The sequence below is a fragment of the Rahnella sikkimica genome (genome assembly GCF_002951615.1).
Classification (GTDB): Bacteria; Pseudomonadota; Gammaproteobacteria; order Enterobacterales; family Enterobacteriaceae; genus Rahnella; species Rahnella sikkimica.
Map to the genome: position 1 here is coordinate 849,840 of NZ_CP019062.1, position 15,670 is coordinate 865,509.

General features: G+C 54.0%; 13 protein-coding genes. 9 read left to right on the top strand and 4 right to left on the bottom strand.

Features of this window, described 5'->3' with window-relative positions; genetic code table 11:
- Nucleotides 1–388: 388 nt before the first annotated feature.
- The 5 genes from rluB (at nt 389) to cobT (ending at nt 4,438) form a co-directional block, all read left to right on the top strand.
- The gene (gene rluB, locus BV494_RS03790) at nt 389–1,309 is read left to right on the top strand and encodes a 23S rRNA pseudouridine(2605) synthase RluB (RefSeq protein WP_226790068.1); all 921 of its coding nucleotides are present in this window, start codon (nt 389–391) and stop codon (nt 1,307–1,309) included.
- Nucleotides 1,310–1,433: 124 nt separating this feature from the next.
- The gene (gene cobU / locus BV494_RS03795; protein WP_104921646.1) at nt 1,434–1,988 is read left to right on the top strand and encodes a bifunctional adenosylcobinamide kinase/adenosylcobinamide-phosphate guanylyltransferase; all 555 of its coding nucleotides are present in this window, start codon (nt 1,434–1,436) and stop codon (nt 1,986–1,988) included.
- Between the two features lie 13 nt (nt 1,989–2,001).
- Entirely contained in the window at nt 2,002–2,754 is a 753-nt protein-coding gene (gene cobS, locus BV494_RS03800) for an adenosylcobinamide-GDP ribazoletransferase (RefSeq protein WP_104921647.1), read from the top strand.
- Nucleotides 2,755–2,770: 16 nt separating this feature from the next.
- Nucleotides 2,771–3,367, top strand: coding sequence for an alpha-ribazole phosphatase (gene cobC, locus BV494_RS03805; protein ID WP_104921648.1), 597 nt, complete (start codon nt 2,771–2,773; stop codon nt 3,365–3,367).
- 27 nt (nt 3,368–3,394) lie between these two features.
- Entirely contained in the window at nt 3,395–4,438 is a 1,044-nt protein-coding gene (gene cobT, locus BV494_RS03810) for a nicotinate-nucleotide--dimethylbenzimidazole phosphoribosyltransferase (protein WP_104921649.1), read from the top strand.
- A gap of 43 nt (nt 4,439–4,481) precedes the next feature.
- Here cobT and cobO read toward each other — a convergent pair whose 3' ends face one another.
- Together cobO and BV494_RS03820 are read right to left on the bottom strand one after the other, a co-directional pair.
- Complete coding sequence (cobO, locus tag BV494_RS03815) at nt 4,482–5,072, bottom strand: cob(I)yrinic acid a,c-diamide adenosyltransferase (protein ID WP_104921650.1); 591 nt, start codon at nt 5,070–5,072, stop codon at nt 4,482–4,484.
- Between the two features lie 11 nt (nt 5,073–5,083).
- Nucleotides 5,084–5,845 (bottom strand): YciK family oxidoreductase, encoded by a 762-nt coding sequence (locus BV494_RS03820; RefSeq protein ID WP_104921651.1) that lies wholly within the window; start codon nt 5,843–5,845, stop codon nt 5,084–5,086.
- A gap of 357 nt (nt 5,846–6,202) precedes the next feature.
- On the opposite strand from BV494_RS03820, the gene sohB reads away from it, so the two are divergent.
- A complete protein-coding gene (gene sohB, locus BV494_RS03825) occupies nt 6,203–7,246 on the top strand; it encodes a protease SohB (RefSeq protein ID WP_104921652.1) in 1,044 nt (347 codons plus the stop codon).
- A 115-nt stretch (nt 7,247–7,361) separates the two neighbouring features.
- Here sohB and BV494_RS03830 read toward each other — a convergent pair whose 3' ends face one another.
- Complete coding sequence (locus tag BV494_RS03830) at nt 7,362–7,613, bottom strand: YciN family protein (RefSeq protein WP_104921653.1); 252 nt, start codon at nt 7,611–7,613, stop codon at nt 7,362–7,364.
- Between the two features lie 461 nt (nt 7,614–8,074).
- On the opposite strand from BV494_RS03830, the gene topA reads away from it, so the two are divergent.
- The 3 genes from topA (at nt 8,075) to acnA (ending at nt 14,876) form a co-directional block, all read left to right on the top strand.
- Nucleotides 8,075–10,672: a type I DNA topoisomerase gene (gene topA / locus BV494_RS03835; protein ID WP_104921654.1), complete on the top strand. Its 2,598-nt coding sequence runs from the start codon at nt 8,075–8,077 to the stop codon at nt 10,670–10,672.
- Between the two features lie 355 nt (nt 10,673–11,027).
- Nucleotides 11,028–12,002: an HTH-type transcriptional regulator CysB gene (gene cysB / locus BV494_RS03840; protein ID WP_104921655.1), complete on the top strand. Its 975-nt coding sequence runs from the start codon at nt 11,028–11,030 to the stop codon at nt 12,000–12,002.
- A 198-nt stretch (nt 12,003–12,200) separates the two neighbouring features.
- A complete protein-coding gene (gene acnA, locus BV494_RS03845) occupies nt 12,201–14,876 on the top strand; it encodes an aconitate hydratase AcnA (protein ID WP_104921656.1) in 2,676 nt (891 codons plus the stop codon).
- 77 nt (nt 14,877–14,953) lie between these two features.
- Here acnA and ribA read toward each other — a convergent pair whose 3' ends face one another.
- Nucleotides 14,954–15,544 (bottom strand): GTP cyclohydrolase II, encoded by a 591-nt coding sequence (gene ribA, locus BV494_RS03850; protein WP_104921657.1) that lies wholly within the window; start codon nt 15,542–15,544, stop codon nt 14,954–14,956.
- Between the last annotated feature and the right edge of the window lie 126 nt (nt 15,545–15,670).

Consider the following 15,670-nt stretch of genomic DNA (forward strand, 5'->3'; position numbering starts at 1 on the left):
GTATAATTCCCAGAAGCACACCAGCGACAAATCCAAACCGGCACGTTCGTCTGGTGACAAGCCTAAAAGCGGCAGAAATTCCGGCGCAGCGAAAAGCCGTCCGGAACCGTCGCGGGCTGAAAAGCGTGGTGAAAAACCACGTACCGACAAGCCACGTACCGATAAGCCACGTACTGACAAACCGCGTACTGATAAACCGCGTACCGATAAGCCGCGTGCAGACGCAGGTCGCAGCGATTCACGTTCTGATTCCCGCATTGAAAAACCCCGCATGGGTAAACCGGCACGTCCGGAAAATGCGCGCGATGATAAAAAGCGTCCGCTGAAACCACGTGGCACCAAGCCTAAAGCTGAAGCACTGTTTGATGAAAACGGTGACGAAGAAGAAGTGAAGTACCAGAAGCCGAAAAACGCGCTGGACAGCACCGAAGGGCAAACTGAAAAACTGCAAAAAGTTCTCGCGCGTGCGGGCCACGGTTCACGTCGTGAAGTTGAAGCGATGATCCAGGCTGGCCGCGTCAGCGTTGACGGTAAAATCGCGACGCTGGGCGACCGTGTTGAAGTGACCGGTGGGACGAAAATCCGTCTCGATGGCCACGTGCTGTCGGTGATGGAGTCTCAGGACACCGTCTGCCGCGTGCTGGCATACTACAAACCGGAAGGCGAACTGTGTACGCGCAGTGATCCGGAAGGGCGTCCGACCGTGTTTGACCGCTTGCCGAAAATGCGCGGTTCACGCTGGATTGCCGTGGGTCGTCTGGACGTTAACACCTCGGGCCTGCTGTTATTTACCACCGACGGTGAACTGGCTAACCGCCTGATGCACCCGAGCCGTGAAGTGGAACGTGAGTATGCGGTACGCGTATTCGGTCAGGTTGATGATGAAAAAATCAAACAACTGAGCCGTGGCGTGCAGCTGGAAGACGGCCCTGCCGCTTTCCGCTCCATCAAATTCCAGGGCGGCGAAGGCCTGAACCAGTGGTACAACGTGACCCTGACAGAAGGGCGTAACCGTGAAGTTCGTCGTCTGTGGGAAGCCGTTGGCGTCCAGGTCAGCCGTCTGATCCGCGTGCGTTACGGTGATCTGAACCTGCCTAAAGGCCTGCCTCGCGGCGGCTATAAAGAGCTGGATCTGCCGGACATCAACTATCTGCGCACACTGGTCGATATGACAGAAGAAACCGTCAGCAAACTGCCGGTTGAGCGCGATCGTCGTCGTGTTAAAGCCAACCAGATCCGTCGCGCCGTTAAGCGCCACACGTCTGTGGCTCCGGCACGTCGCACCACCGGCCCGGCTAAACGGGGTTAATCGCTGACAAGCGAACCGCTAACCGTTATGCTCATAAACCGCAGCCCTCACCGGCTGCGGTTTTTTTTGCTCAGAAAATCAGGGCAAAAGGTGATTATTCATTTGTATCCACAGGGAGCCGATTATGATGCTGATTACCGGCGGCGCGCGCAGCGGTAAAAGCCGTTTTGCCGAACAGATCGCAGAAAAGCGCGGCGGAGACGTGTTGTATATCGCCACGTCTGCGGTGACTGATGCGGAAATGGCCGAGCGGATCCGCTTTCACCAGCAGCAACGTCCGGCACACTGGCACACGTTTGAACGTCACCGCGATTTAGCCGACGTTGTGCGCCTGAAGCAGGCTGAATTCCCGACGATCGTCATTGAATGCATCACCACGCTGATTACCAATTTGCTGTTTGATATGGACGGAGAAGCTGATCCGGAAGCGATGGATTTCATCGCCATCGAACAGCATATTCTGGCGCAAATCACTGATCTGACTGACGCCGCGCAGCATTGTGAATCGGAAGTGATTCTTGTCACCAATGAAGTCGGTATGGGAATTGTGCCGGATAACCTGTTGTCGCGACGCTTTCGTGACATCGCCGGGCGGGTGAACCAGCAACTGGCGGCTGCGGCAGATGAGGTTTATCTGGTCGTTTCCGGGATCCCGGTGCCGGTAAAAACTTCTGCGTAAAAAGGATATTACGATGATGACGTGGCGTCTGTTTCTCGCGATGTTGCAGTTCCTCACCCGCATACCGGTCAAAGAACGCTGGTGCGACGGCGTTGAAATGAAAGATTATCCGCGCGGGATTGCGTGTTTCCCTTTCGTCGGGCTGGTTGTCGGCCTGCTTTCTGCGCTGGTCTGGGGGATTCTGGTTCCGCACGTCGGTCCATTTCCGGCGGCCATATGTGCCGTTCTCGCCCACATTGTGCTGACCGGAGCACTACATCTTGACGGTCTGGCAGATACCTGTGACGGGCTGTTTTCGGTGCGCAGCCGGGAGCGTATTCTGGAAATTATGCGCGACAGCCGCATTGGCACCAACGGCGCGCTGGCGCTGATTATCGCGATTTTACTGCGCACTGCGCTGATTTATCAGTTAAGCGCCGACGGGCTGGCGGTGTTTACGGCACTGGTCGTAACGCCGGTTGTCGGGCGGGGAATGATGTCCGTCATGATGTTCCGGCAGTCTTACGCCCGTGAATCAGGCATGGGCAACCTGTTTATCGGCAAAATCAGCGAAGGGCGCTTTTATGCGACGCTGCTGCTGATGGCGGCGCTGGTTCTGTGCATCGCCGGTTTTTCCTCACTGTTTGCCCTGCTGGTCACGCTGTGCTTTACCTTAACATTCCGCCGCTTTGTCGCCAGCCGTATTGGCGGGCAAACCGGTGACACGTTAGGCGCGGCCTGCGAATTAAGCGAACTGGTATTTTTGTTCTTCCTTTTATGGCACTGAGTTCCGGAAATAATTAATGAAACTGTATCTGATACGACACGGACAAACTCAGGCAAACGTCGACGGCGTTTTCTGCGGCAGCAGCGATATCGCGCTGACGGCACAAGGCGAAACGCAGGCGCAGCACGTTGCACGCCAGCTGGCGGAAACGCCGCTCGATTGTGTGATCCACTCCGGTATGCGCCGCAGTCAGGCCACGGCAGAATTTATTGTTAATGGCCGTGACATCACTGTGGAAGCCCAGCCGCTGCTCAAAGAAATGGGGTTCGGCGAATGGGAAATGCGTCATCACAAAGAGCTGGAAGCCTCGGAAGCGCAGGGCTATCAGCAATGGTGTCAGGACTGGCAAAAAGCCGCCGTGCCTCAGGGCGAATCGTTCTCTGAATTCACCGGGCGGATCCGTCAGGCGTTGCAGCAAATTCACCTTCGCCCGCTGGAAAACCACGTGGCCATTGTGGCGCATCAGGGTTCGCTCAGCCTCTTGCTGGCGATGATGCTGAAACTCGCGCCCGCCGATATGTGGCGCTTTCCGTTTAAACAAGGCTGTCTGTGCGAAATCGATTTAAGTCCGGGAGCCTGCGTTATCCAGCGATTTAACGACAGCGGTATTTAACATTTCTAATCACGATAAGGAACTCCGATGGCTTCGCTGGCAAATATTATCCGTCAGATTGCAGAACCCGACGCAGACGCCGCACGGGCTGCCGCAGAACGTCTGGACAGCCTGGTTAAACCGTTGGGCAGTCTCGGGCGTCTGGAGCTGCTGGCTATTCAGCTGGCGTCGATTCGCGGTAAAGCGCCGCTGAAATTCCCCAGCAAAGAGATTCTGGTGATGGCCGCCGATCACGGCGTGTGGCAGGAAGGCGTGACGCCTTCGCCGCAGGTCGTCACTGCGATTCAGGCGGTGAATATCGTCCAGGGAAAAGCCGGTGTTTCCGTGCTGGCGCGTAACGCCGGTGCGCAGGTGACGCTGGTTGACTGCGGGATCCTTGGCCCGGATATTCCCGGCACGCTCAACCACAAAGTTGCGCAGGGTACCGGGAATATTGCGACCGGCCCGGCGATGACCCGTGAAGAGGCGGAATCCCTGCTGGTCTGGAGCGCAGAGCGCGTGATAGCGAAAGCGGAAAGCGGGCTTTCTCTGCTGGCGGTCGGCGAACTGGGTATGGCAAACACCACGCCCGCAGCGGCGATGGTCGCGGTGCTGACCGGTGCAGCGCCTGCGCAAACGGTCGGGCTGGGCGCAAACCTTCCGCCGGAGCGGCTGGCGCATAAAATCAGCGTGGTGGAAAAAGCCATCGCGGTGAATCAGCCGGACGCCTCGGACGCGCTGGATGTGATGGCGAAAGTCGGCGGGTTTGAACTGGTCGGTATGGCAGGCGCGATGATTGGTGCGGCGGCGGCCGGAATTCCGGTGGTGCTGGACGGGTTCCTGTCTTACGCCTCGGCACTGGCGGCCTGCCAGATTGCACCGGCGCTGAAACCCTATCTTATTCCGTCACATCTTTCGGCGGAGCAGGGCACAACAATTGCCCTGAAAGCGCTGGGGTTGCAGCCATATTTTGACCTGAGTTTGCGTCTGGGCGAAGGCAGCGGTGCCGCGCTGGCGTTACCGCTGATTGATGCCGCCTGCGCGATTCACAATGAAATGGCGACGCTGGCGGAGTGTCAGATAACGCTTTGAAATTTAATCTGTAAAGCATACGTTTAAAAAGCAAAGCAGGACGTTACCAGTCGATGCCCTGCTGCGCCATAATGCCCGCATCAAAAGCATGTTTCACCGGACGCAGCTCGCTGACGGTATCGGCCAGTTCCAGCAGATCCCGATGGCAGCCACGGCCGGTAATAATCACCGTCTGGTGCGCCGGACGGGCATTCAGCGCATCAATCACTTCCTGTAAATCCAGATAGCCGAAACTGACCATGTACGTCAGTTCATCGAGCACCACGAGATCTAAAGAGGTATCGGCCAGCATACGTTCTCCGTGCTGCCAGACGGCCTGACAGGCGGCGGTGTCCGTTTCTTTATTCTGCGTTTCCCAGGTAAAGCCGGTGGCCATCACCTGGAATTCAACACCGTGCGGCTCCAGCAAATTCTTCTCGCCGTTCGGCCATTCGCCTTTAATAAACTGAATCACCGCCGCGCGCATTCCGTGCCCGACGGCGCGGGTCACCGTCCCGAAAGCGGCAGTGGTTTTGCCTTTGCCGTTGCCGGTAAACACAATCAAAATACCGCGTTGTTCTTTTGCTGCGTCAATACGCGCATCGACCTGTTCTTTCAGCTTTTGCTGGCGCTGTTTGTGGCGATCTTCAGTCATTTTTGGCTCCGTTATTCGGCTGGACCGGCTTTACGGCCCGGCTGGGCATCAAAGCTGATGCCGGTTTTACGACGGCTGTCATCGCCCATCAGATAGAGATACAGCGGCATAATTTCTGCCGGTGTTTTGAGTTTATCTTTGTTTTCATCGGGGAACGCTGACGCACGCATACCGGTACGGGTTCCGCCTGGATTGATGCAGTTCACGCGCAGACCGGTGTGTTTATGTTCTTCGGCCAGCACCTGCATCATGCCTTCGGTGGCGAATTTCGATACCGCGTAAGCGCCCCAGCCACTGCGGCCTTCGCGCCCGACGCTGGAGGTGGTGAACACCAGCGATGCGCTGGCGGATTTGAGCAGCAGCGGCAGCAAAGCCTGCGTGAGCATAAACGTCGCGTTGACGTTCACCTGCATGACGTTCATCCAGTCCTGCAACTCAATGTCGGCCATCGGCGTAATCTCCGTCAGCAGCCCGGCGTTATGTAAAACACCGTCGAGATGCGGCACCCATTCGGTAATCTGGCGGGCGACGCGCTGGCAATCCTGCTCAGTCGCGGTCAGTAAATCGAGTGCATAAATGAACGCGGGACGCAGATTTTTCGCGGTTATTTCCTGCTGAACGCTGGCCAGTTTGCTTTCGGTGCGGCCAAGTAAAATGACTTGCGCACCAAAGCGGGCGTAGGTCAGCGCCGCTTCGCGTCCGATGCCGTCACCCGCGCCAGTGATGAGAATAATACGGTTGCTGAGCAGGTCAGATTTCGGATGGTAATGCATGGTCGGTCCTCATAGTTCGGCGAGGGATGTGGCGGCGATTACCGTCTTCACATCAGGCGCGCTGAGTATCAAAAATGCCGGAAACGGGAGACATTGCGCTCGACCGGAGTCCGACATTTTGGCGTGAATTTGGCGTCTTACGGAATTGATCACCGGTTATATGCCTCAAATGGGCTGGAGTTTCAATGATTAACCCGAAAACGAATAGCTCTTTTGTAACAAAATTGGAACAATGGCGCACTCACTTTTGGTCTCTGGCATGATGTCATCTTCGAACAAGACGCCGCAGCGCCGATTGTCTAGAATGTTCAGCATCTTTCATAACGGTTTTATGACCACATCGAAAAGGCGGTTAGTGTGGATTTACTTTCTCTTTATGGGCTGTTTTTGGCCAAAGTAGTGACCGTAGTGATCGCCATTGGTGCGCTCGTGGTATTGGTGGTCGGCCTTCGTCATCGCAAATCTCACGGGAAAGGTGAGTTGCAGCTGGTCGATTTAGGGGAGCAGTACCGCGAAATGCAGCGTGAAATGCGCAGCGCGCGTCTGAGTCCTGCGGAGCTGAAAATCCGCAGTAAAGAACTGAAGAAAAAGGATAAAGCGGAAGCCAAACAGAAAAAACTGCAGGCCAAAGCGGGCGAAGTTAAATCCAAACCTTGTCTGTATGTTCTCGATTTCAAAGGCAGTATGGATGCGCATGAAGTGACTTCGCTGCGCGAAGAAATTTCTGCGGTACTTGCGGTGGCGACGTCGGAAGATGAAGTGCTGTTGCGCCTCGAAAGTCCGGGTGGCGTGGTTCACGGTTACGGCCTGGCGGCTTCGCAGCTGGTTCGTCTGCGCCAGAGCGGGATCCGCCTGACGGTGGCGGTCGATAAAGTTGCCGCCAGCGGCGGGTATATGATGGCCTGTGTGGCTGACCGTATTGTCGCCGCGCCGTTTGCCATTATCGGTTCGATTGGCGTGGTTGCGCAGATCCCTAACTTCAACCGCTTACTGAAAAAGAACGATATTGATATCGAACTGCACACGGCGGGTGAATTCAAACGCACCCTGACGCTGCTTGGTGAAAACACCGAAGAAGGGCGTGAGAAATTCCGCGAGGATCTCAACGAAACGCACGTGCTGTTCAAGGAGTTTGTGCATCAGAATCGTCCGTCGCTGGATATCGATACTGTGGCAACCGGTGAACACTGGTTTGGGACGCAGGCGCGTGAAAATGGCCTGATTGACGCCATCGGCACCAGTGATGATTTGCTGATTGCAGAGATGAAAAATCATGAAGTGATTGCGGTGCGTTATGCCCGCCGTAAACGCATGATGGACAGATTCACCGGTAGCGCGGCAGAAAGCGCAGATCGTCTGTTCCTGCGCTGGTTGCAGCGAAGCCAGAAGCCGCTGCTGTAAACGCCCGGCCGTATAAAACGTGCAAAGAAAAAGGGACTTCGGTCCCTTTTTTGATCGCGCTGATTTACCGCTACAGTTAACCGGGTGCGCCTTCTTTTATTGCTGCGTTTTTATCTCAATCTTCGAGATGGTATTTTTCTGAAAAAAGATGGGCCAGGTGTTTAAACATATTAAATACCGCTGTCGTTTTTCGGGTTGGTAAACCGTTTTCATCCATAAAAAATTCACCGCGAAAAACCAGTACATTGCCTTTCTGTTCAACCCCGGTTGCGGTCATTCCGCTAAGATACTCGTCGTGCTCACGGATAACCTTATTCGCTTCGGCCAGTAAAGCTTCGCGACTTATTGCCGATGTATTTTCGTGCATGATATTTACTCCCCACTATAATTGCTGACGTTATTGTAATCCTGCCGTTGTTAAAACCGCAAATCGGCTGTGGGTAATGGTTTTAAAATGTGGTGATTATTTGACCTGTTTGCCGAAAAGATTGAACACATTGGCGAAAAGGGCGTTTCCGTGTTAATTAGTTTGCGTGTCGATTTTTATCAGGTAGAGTGTGGGATTTTGTGGCTTTAGCTGGAATGTTTTGTTTACGCTTGGTCATTATTTGACATAGGAAAGAGCACATTCTGCTGAGCCCTGTCTGGTTAATCCCTCGCAGAATCAGTGTTTTGAACCTCGGGAAGTCAGTTCGCTCGTTCTTTTAAAGAAATGAGTTGACGTTCTGACTCACTGCCGCAATATAAAAAAAGACGTGATATTGTGCCGCGGCATAACTAGACAAAATCTTCTTCAGATGATGAAGAATCATTCAGGTAAAGGTAATTATGGGTAAAGCTCTCGTAATCGTTGAGTCCCCGGCAAAAGCCAAAACGATTAATAAATATTTAGGAAATGACTACGTGGTTAAGTCCAGCGTCGGTCATATCCGTGATTTACCGACCAGTGGATCCGCTGCTAAAAAGACCGCCGACTCAACCGAAGAAAAAACAAAGAAAAAAGTAAAAAAGGATGAGAAAACCGCGCTGGTTAATCGCATGGGCGTCGATCCGTATCATGGTTGGGAAGCACAATACGAAATACTTCCCGGTAAAGAAAAAGTGGTTGCTGAGTTAAAAGCGTTAGCGGAAAAAGCTGACCATATCTATCTCGCAACCGACCTTGACCGCGAAGGAGAGGCGATTGCCTGGCATTTGCGGGAAGTGATTGGCGGTGATGAAAAACGTTTCAGCCGCGTCGTATTTAACGAAATTACCAAGAACGCGATTCAGAATGCGTTTAAAGAACCGGGCGAGCTGAATATCGATCGTGTTAATGCTCAGCAGGCGCGTCGCTTTATGGACCGTGTGGTGGGTTACATGGTTTCCCCACTGTTATGGAAGAAAATTGCCCGGGGTTTATCCGCGGGCCGTGTTCAGTCCGTAGCGGTGCGTCTGGTGGTCGAACGCGAAAAAGAAATCAAAGCGTTCGTGCCGGAAGAATACTGGGAGCTGCACGCTGATTTGCTGGCGAAGAAAGAAACCGCCCTGCAAATGGAAGTGACGCATCACCTCGATAAACCGTTCAAGCCGGTCAATAAAGAGCAAACCCATGCGGCAGTTTCGTTGCTTGAAAAAGCGCGTTACCAGGTGGTGGATCGTGAAGATAAACCGACCAGCAGCAAACCGGGCGCGCCTTTTATTACCTCCACGTTGCAGCAGGCGGCAAGTACCCGTCTGAGCTTTGGCGTGAAGAAAACCATGATGATGGCGCAGCGTCTCTACGAAGCCGGTCACATCACCTACATGCGTACTGACTCCACCAACCTGAGCCAGGACGCCGTAGAAATGGTTCGCGGCTACATCGGCACAAACTTTGGCGATAAATACCTGCCGAAAGCGCCGTTGCAGTACAGCAACAAAGAAAACTCGCAGGAAGCACACGAAGCGATCCGTCCTTCTGACGTTGCCGTAGTCTCTGAGCAACTCAAAGATATGGAAGCGGATGCGCAGCGTCTGTACCAGCTGATCTGGCGCCAGTTTGTGGCCTGCCAGATGACACCGGCGCAATACGACTCTTCCACGCTGACGGTAAAAGCGGGCGATTATTCCCTGCGCGCCAAAGGCCGTACTTTGCGTTTCGACGGTTGGACGAAAGTCATGCCTGCGCTGCGTAAGGGCGACGAAGACCGTATCCTGCCTGCCATTGAAGTGGGTACCGATCTTCAATTACAACAGTTGCTGCCTACCCAGCACTTCACCAAACCGCCTGCGCGTTTTAGCGAAGCGTCCCTGGTGAAAGAGCTGGAAAAACGTGGCATTGGCCGTCCGTCCACTTATGCGTCGATCATTTCGACCATTCAGGATCGTGGCTATGTACACGTTGAAAACCGCCGTTTCTATGCGGAAAAAATGGGTGAAATCGTCACAGACCGTCTGGAGCAAAACTTCCGCGAACTGATGAATTACGACTTCACCGCCCGCATGGAAGACGGGCTGGATCAGGTCGCGAATAACAAAGCGGAATGGAAAGCGGTTCTGGATGAATTCTTCGCCGAATTCAGCAAACAGTTGGAAACCGCTGAGAAAGACCCTGAAGAAGGCGGTATGCGCCCGAATCAGATGGTACTGACCAGTATCGAATGCCCGACGTGCAGCCGTCCGATGGGTATCCGTACCGCCAGTACCGGTGTGTTCCTCGGATGTTCCGGTTATGCGTTACCGCCGAAAGAGCGCTGCAAAACCACCATCAACCTGATTGCGGATGCTGAAGTTCTCAACATCCTTGAAGGTGATGAAGCGGAAGCCAATGCGCTGCGTGCTAAACGTCGTTGCGGCAAATGTGGTACGGCGATGGACAGCTATCTCATCGACAACCAGCGCAAATTGCATGTCTGCGGTAACAACCCGGAATGTGATGGCTACGAAATCGAAGAAGGCGAATTCCGTATCAAGGGTTATGACGGCCCGATCGTTGAGTGCGAGAAATGTGGTTCTGAGATGCACCTGAAAATGGGGCGCTTCGGCAAGTACATGGGATGTACCAACGACGAGTGTAAAAATACCCGTAAGATCCTGCGTAACGGTGACGTTGCGCCGCCGAAAGAAGATCCGGTTCCGTTGCCGGAGCTGCAGTGTGAAAAATCTGACGCCTATTTCGTTTTACGCGACGGCGCGGCGGGTGTTTTCCTGGCGGCCAATACTTTCCCTAAATCGCGCGAAACCCGTGCGCCGCTGGTGGAAGAACTGAAGCGCTTCAAAGATCGTCTGCCGGAAAAACTGAGCTATCTGGCCGATGCGCCAGTCGCTGACCCGGAAGGCAATAAATCGATGGTGCGTTTCAGCCGTAAAACGAAGCAGCAGTATGTGTCTTCGGAAAAAGACGGCAAAGCCACTGGCTGGACGGCGTTCTTTGTCGATGGCAAATGGGTCGAAGGCAAGAAGTAGTATTATTTAGCCGAAGCCTGAAACCTGTTGTTATTCGATTGTAAAAAACCAGTCCTTCGGGCTGGTTTTTTTATTGCATTAAGATCTATCATCGACCTGTTCCTCGCGAATATCTTCTCAGGGTAGTGCTGCCTGCTGTAATCCTTATGTTATCTGGCTATACAATGTGTCAGTTATTGATATAATTGTTATATAAAATTTGTTTTTATTCACATTTGTAATAAGTTAATGCGTCAGCGTCATAAAGCAATATATTCACAGACTTCGGGCATTCAATAAAAAATCATTTCCAGTCTGTTCAGCCAGTGGGTGAACAGGGAGGGTGACAGGGTATGAAACCAGGGTGGTATGAGATATGAAATTGCAGCAACTGCGCTACATCGTAGAGGTTGTTAATCACAATCTGAACGTCAGTTCGACGGCAGAAGGCCTGTACACGTCGCAGCCAGGGATCAGTAAGCAGGTGCGCATGCTGGAAGATGAGCTGGGGATCCAGATTTTCTCCCGCAGCGGTAAACATCTGACGCAGGTCACGCCCGCCGGGCAGGAAATTATCCGCATTGCGCGTGAAGTGCTGTCTAAAGTTGATGCGATTAAAGCGGTCGCGGGCGAACATACGTATCCTGATAAAGGCTCATTGTACGTTGCCACGACGCACACTCAGGCACGATACGCACTGCCGAACGTCATCAAAGGCTTCATCGAACGTTACCCGCGTGTTTCACTGCACATGCATCAGGGCTCGCCAACGCAAATCGCCGAAGCCGTCTCCAAAGGCAACGCGGATTTCGCGATTGCTACCGAAGCGCTGCATCTGTACGACGACCTGATTATGCTGCCGTGCTACCACTGGAACCGTGCGGTTGTGGTTCAGCCGGATCATCCGCTGGCAGGCAAAGACAAAGTCACCATTGAAGAGTTAGCGGCGTATCCGATTGTGACCTACACCTTCGGGTTTACCGGCCGCTCTGAGCTGGATACCGCCTTTAACCGCGCCGGGCTGACGCCGCGTATCGTCTTTACTGCGACCGATGCTGACGTCATCAAAACCTACGTCCGTCTCGGATTGGGCGTCGGCGTTATCGCCAGCATGGCAGTCGATCCGGTTCAGGATCCGGATCTGGTGATGGTCGATGCGCGTGATATCTTCACGTACAGCACCACCAAAATCGGTTTCCGCCGCAGCACTTTCCTGCGCAGCTACATGTACGATTTCATCCAGCGATTTGCGCCGCATCTGACGCGTGACGTGGTGGATACCGCCATTGCCCTGCGCTCAAACGAAGATATCGAAGAGATGTTTAAAGACATCAAACTGCCGGTGAAGTAAAACGGTTCACATTGTTGAAAATCTCCGTCCCGCGACGTCTTACGATGCCGCGGGATTTTTTTTGCCTGATGAACACTTCGTGTTGTTATGAAAATGTTAACCATATTTTGTGTTATGTTTAACTATGCACTTACAAGCCTGCGGGTTATTCCTGAATGGCCACGCAGGCGCGAGAAATGAGCAGTAAAAGGAGAAGCTATGTCGTCCGATATTCGTGAGAAAAGTCTGGATAAACTGGCAGTCCAGAAGAAGGAGTTTCATTACTACAGCCTGCCGCTCGCAGCCAAAACGCTGGGTGATATTCAGCGCCTGCCAAAATCCCTCAAAGTTTTACTCGAAAATTTACTGCGCCATGTTGATGGTGACACTGTAACGGAAAGCGATTTGCGTGAACTGGTCGGCTGGCAAAAAAGCGGCCACGCCGATCGTGAAATTGCCTACCGGCCTGCGCGCGTCCTGATGCAGGATTTTACCGGCGTGCCGGCGGTGGTGGATTTAGCCGCCATGCGGCAGGCGGTAAAACGTCTCGGCGGTAATGTCGACCAGGTGAACCCGTTATCGCCTGTCGATCTGGTTATCGACCACTCGGTGACGGTGGATGAATTTGGTGATGACGAAGCCTTTGATGAAAACGTCCGGCTGGAAATGGAGCGTAACAACGAACGCTATCAGTTCCTCCGCTGGGGACAGAAGGCCTTTAACCGCTTCCGCGTCGTGCCGCCGGGCACCGGCATTTGCCATCAGGTTAACCTGGAATATCTCGGGCAGACCGTCTGGTACGAAGAGCAGAACGGTAAAACCATCGCTTACCCGGACACGCTGGTCGGCACCGATTCGCACACCACCATGATCAATGGTCTGGGCATTCTGGGCTGGGGCTGCGGCGGGATCGAAGCAGAAGCGGCGATGCTGGGCCAGCCGGTGTCCATGCTGATCCCTGACGTCGTTGGCTTCAAGCTGACCGGCAAGTTACGTGAAGGCATCACCGCAACCGATCTGGTGTTAACCGTCACGCAGATGTTGCGTAAGCACGGCGTGGTCGGCAAATTCGTTGAATTCTATGGCGACGGCCTGGCGGATTTGCCGCTGGCAGACCGCGCTACGATCGCCAATATGTCGCCGGAATTCGGGGCGACCTGCGGGTTCTTCCCGGTGGACGACGTCACGCTCGGCTACATGAAACTGAGCGGCCGCAGCGACGAGCAAATCGAACTGGTCAAAGCGTATTCGCAGGTGCAGGGATTATGGCGAAACGCGGGCGACGAGCCGGTATTCACCAGCACGCTGTCGCTGGATATGGGCAGTGTGGAGCCGAGTCTGGCTGGCCCGAAACGCCCGCAGGATCGCGTGGCGCTGCCGGATGTGCCGAAAGCGTTTAAAGCGGCTACGGAGCTTGAACTGGGCAACAGCAAGCCAGGGCGCAGCGACACAGAAAGCTTCACGCTGGAAGGGCAGCATTACGCGCTCACGACCGGCGCGGTAGTGATTGCGGCCATCACGTCTTGTACCAACACCTCTAACCCCAGCGTGCTGATGGCAGCGGGTTTGCTGGCGAAGAATGCCGCTGAGAAAGGGCTGACCCGCAAACCTTGGGTAAAAACCTCGCTGGCACCGGGCTCTAAAGTGGTGACCGATTATCTGAATGCCGCCGGTCTGATGCCATACCTTGAAAAACTCGGCTTCAATCTGGTGGGCTACGGCTGCACTACCTGTATCGGTAACTCCGGGCCGTTGCAGGAACCGATTGAATCCGCGATTAAATCCGGTGATTTAACCGTCGGTGCGGTGCTCTCCGGTAACCGTAACTTCGAAGGCCGTATTCATCCGCTGATCAAAACTAACTGGCTGGCCTCACCGCCGCTGGTGGTGGCGTATGCGCTGGCCGGGAACATGAATGTCAATCTGACTCAGGATCCGCTGGGTGAAGATGCGGACGGCAAACCGGTTTATCTCAAAGATATCTGGCCATCGGCGGCAGAAATTGCCAACGCGGTCGGGCAGGTGACCACGGCCATGTTCCATAAAGAATATGCGGAAGTGTTCAACGGCGACGCTACCTGGCAGGCGATCCAGGTCGAAGGCACACCGACATACACCTGGCAGGAAGATTCGACTTACATCCGTCATCCACCGTTCTTCAGTGACATGAAAGCGGAGCCGGACGCGCTGGAAGACATCAACGACGCGCGTATTCTGGCGATTCTGGCGGATTCTGTTACCACCGACCACATCTCGCCCGCCGGGAATATTAAAGCCGAAAGCCCGGCGGGATTATATCTGAAACAGCACGGCGTGGAGCCCAAGGCGTTTAACTCCTACGGTTCGCGGCGCGGTAACCATGAAGTGATGATGCGCGGGACGTTCGCCAATATCCGTATCAAAAACGAAATGGTGCCGGGCGTGGAGGGCGGATTTACCCGCCATATTCCGTCGCAGGATCAGCTGGCGATTTACGATGCGGCGATGCGTTATCAGCATGAAAGCGTGCCGACGGCAGTGATTGCCGGTAAAGAGTACGGTTCCGGGTCGAGCCGTGACTGGGCGGCGAAAGGGCCGCGTTTGCTGGGTGTTCGCGTGGTGATTGCGGAATCTTTCGAACGTATTCACCGTTCCAACCTGATCGGCATGGGGATTTTACCGCTGGAATTTCCGCAGGGCGTGACCCGCAAAACGCTGAAACTGACCGGCGATGAGCAGATCAGCGTCCGGGGATTACAAACCCTGACGCCGGGGCAGGATGTGGCTGTACACATCACCTACGCCGACGGGCATACGGAAACGGTCAACGCACGCTGCCGTATTGATACGGGCAACGAACTGACGTATTTCCAGAACGGCGGCATTCTGCATTATGTGATCCGCAAAATGCTCTGAATCCATTCCCCGCCAAAAATCCATGAAAAAGGGCATCGTTAAGATGCCCTTAATATTTCTGTCATACCCTGAAAAAATTACTTATCGAGCAGGTGGCCCATTTTGGCGGCTTTGGTCGACAGGTAACGTTCATTTTCCGGATTACGACCCACGATCAGCGGTACGCGCTCGGTGATGTTGATGCCAGCTTCGGTCAGGATTTCGACTTTTTTCGGGTTGTTGGTCAGCAGGCGGACAGAATCCACGCCCAGTAACTTAAACATATCCGCGCACAGGGTGAAGTCGCGTTCATCAGCCGCAAAACCGAGCTGATGGTTGGCTTCGACGGTGTCGTAGCCTTTGTCCTGCAAAGCGTAAGCGCGGATTTTGTTGAGCAAACCGATGTTACGGCCTTCCTGGCGGTGATACATCAGAATGCCACGGCCTTCTTCGGCGATGTGACTGAGTGCAGCTTCAAGCTGAAAACCGCAGTCACAGCGCAGGCTGAATAAGGCATCGCCGGTCAGACATTCTGAGTGAACACGCGCGAGAACCGGTGTTTCACCGCTGATGTCGCCAAAAACTAACGCCAGGTGGTCGTGCCCGGTGGCCAATTCTTCAAAACCCACCATCAGGAAATCGCCCCAAGGTGTTGGCAGATTGGCTTCTGCCACCCGTTTCAGCTGCATTTTACGCTCCAAAAAAACCACAAAGTGTCTTGATTTACAGTGAGTATTTTACTTGTTGATGCGCATCCTACGTTCAGATGCGGCCTCTGGATAGGGAATCGGTGCCTTTCCATCACGACAGGGCAC

Excerpts from the sequence above, each read along its gene's own strand:
- cobO (WP_104921650.1), bottom strand. The coding sequence starts at position 5,072 with ATGACTGAAGATCGCCACAAACAGCGCCAGCAAAAGCTGAAAGAACAG.
- BV494_RS03830 (WP_104921653.1), bottom strand. The coding sequence starts at position 7,613 with ATGCACGAAAATACATCGGCAATAAGTCGCGAAGCTTTACTGGCCGAA.
- acnA (WP_104921656.1), top strand. The coding sequence starts at position 12,201 with ATGTCGTCCGATATTCGTGAGAAAAGTCTGGATAAACTGGCAGTCCAG.
- topA (WP_104921654.1), top strand. The coding sequence starts at position 8,075 with ATGGGTAAAGCTCTCGTAATCGTTGAGTCCCCGGCAAAAGCCAAAACG.
- BV494_RS03820 (WP_104921651.1), bottom strand. The coding sequence starts at position 5,845 with ATGCATTACCATCCGAAATCTGACCTGCTCAGCAACCGTATTATTCTC.
- cobC (WP_104921648.1), top strand. The coding sequence starts at position 2,771 with ATGAAACTGTATCTGATACGACACGGACAAACTCAGGCAAACGTCGAC.
- cobS (WP_104921647.1), top strand. The coding sequence starts at position 2,002 with ATGATGACGTGGCGTCTGTTTCTCGCGATGTTGCAGTTCCTCACCCGC.
- cobU (WP_104921646.1), top strand. The coding sequence starts at position 1,434 with ATGATGCTGATTACCGGCGGCGCGCGCAGCGGTAAAAGCCGTTTTGCC.
- cysB (WP_104921655.1), top strand. The coding sequence starts at position 11,028 with ATGAAATTGCAGCAACTGCGCTACATCGTAGAGGTTGTTAATCACAAT.
- ribA (WP_104921657.1), bottom strand. The coding sequence starts at position 15,544 with ATGCAGCTGAAACGGGTGGCAGAAGCCAATCTGCCAACACCTTGGGGC.
- cobT (WP_104921649.1), top strand. The coding sequence starts at position 3,395 with ATGGCTTCGCTGGCAAATATTATCCGTCAGATTGCAGAACCCGACGCA.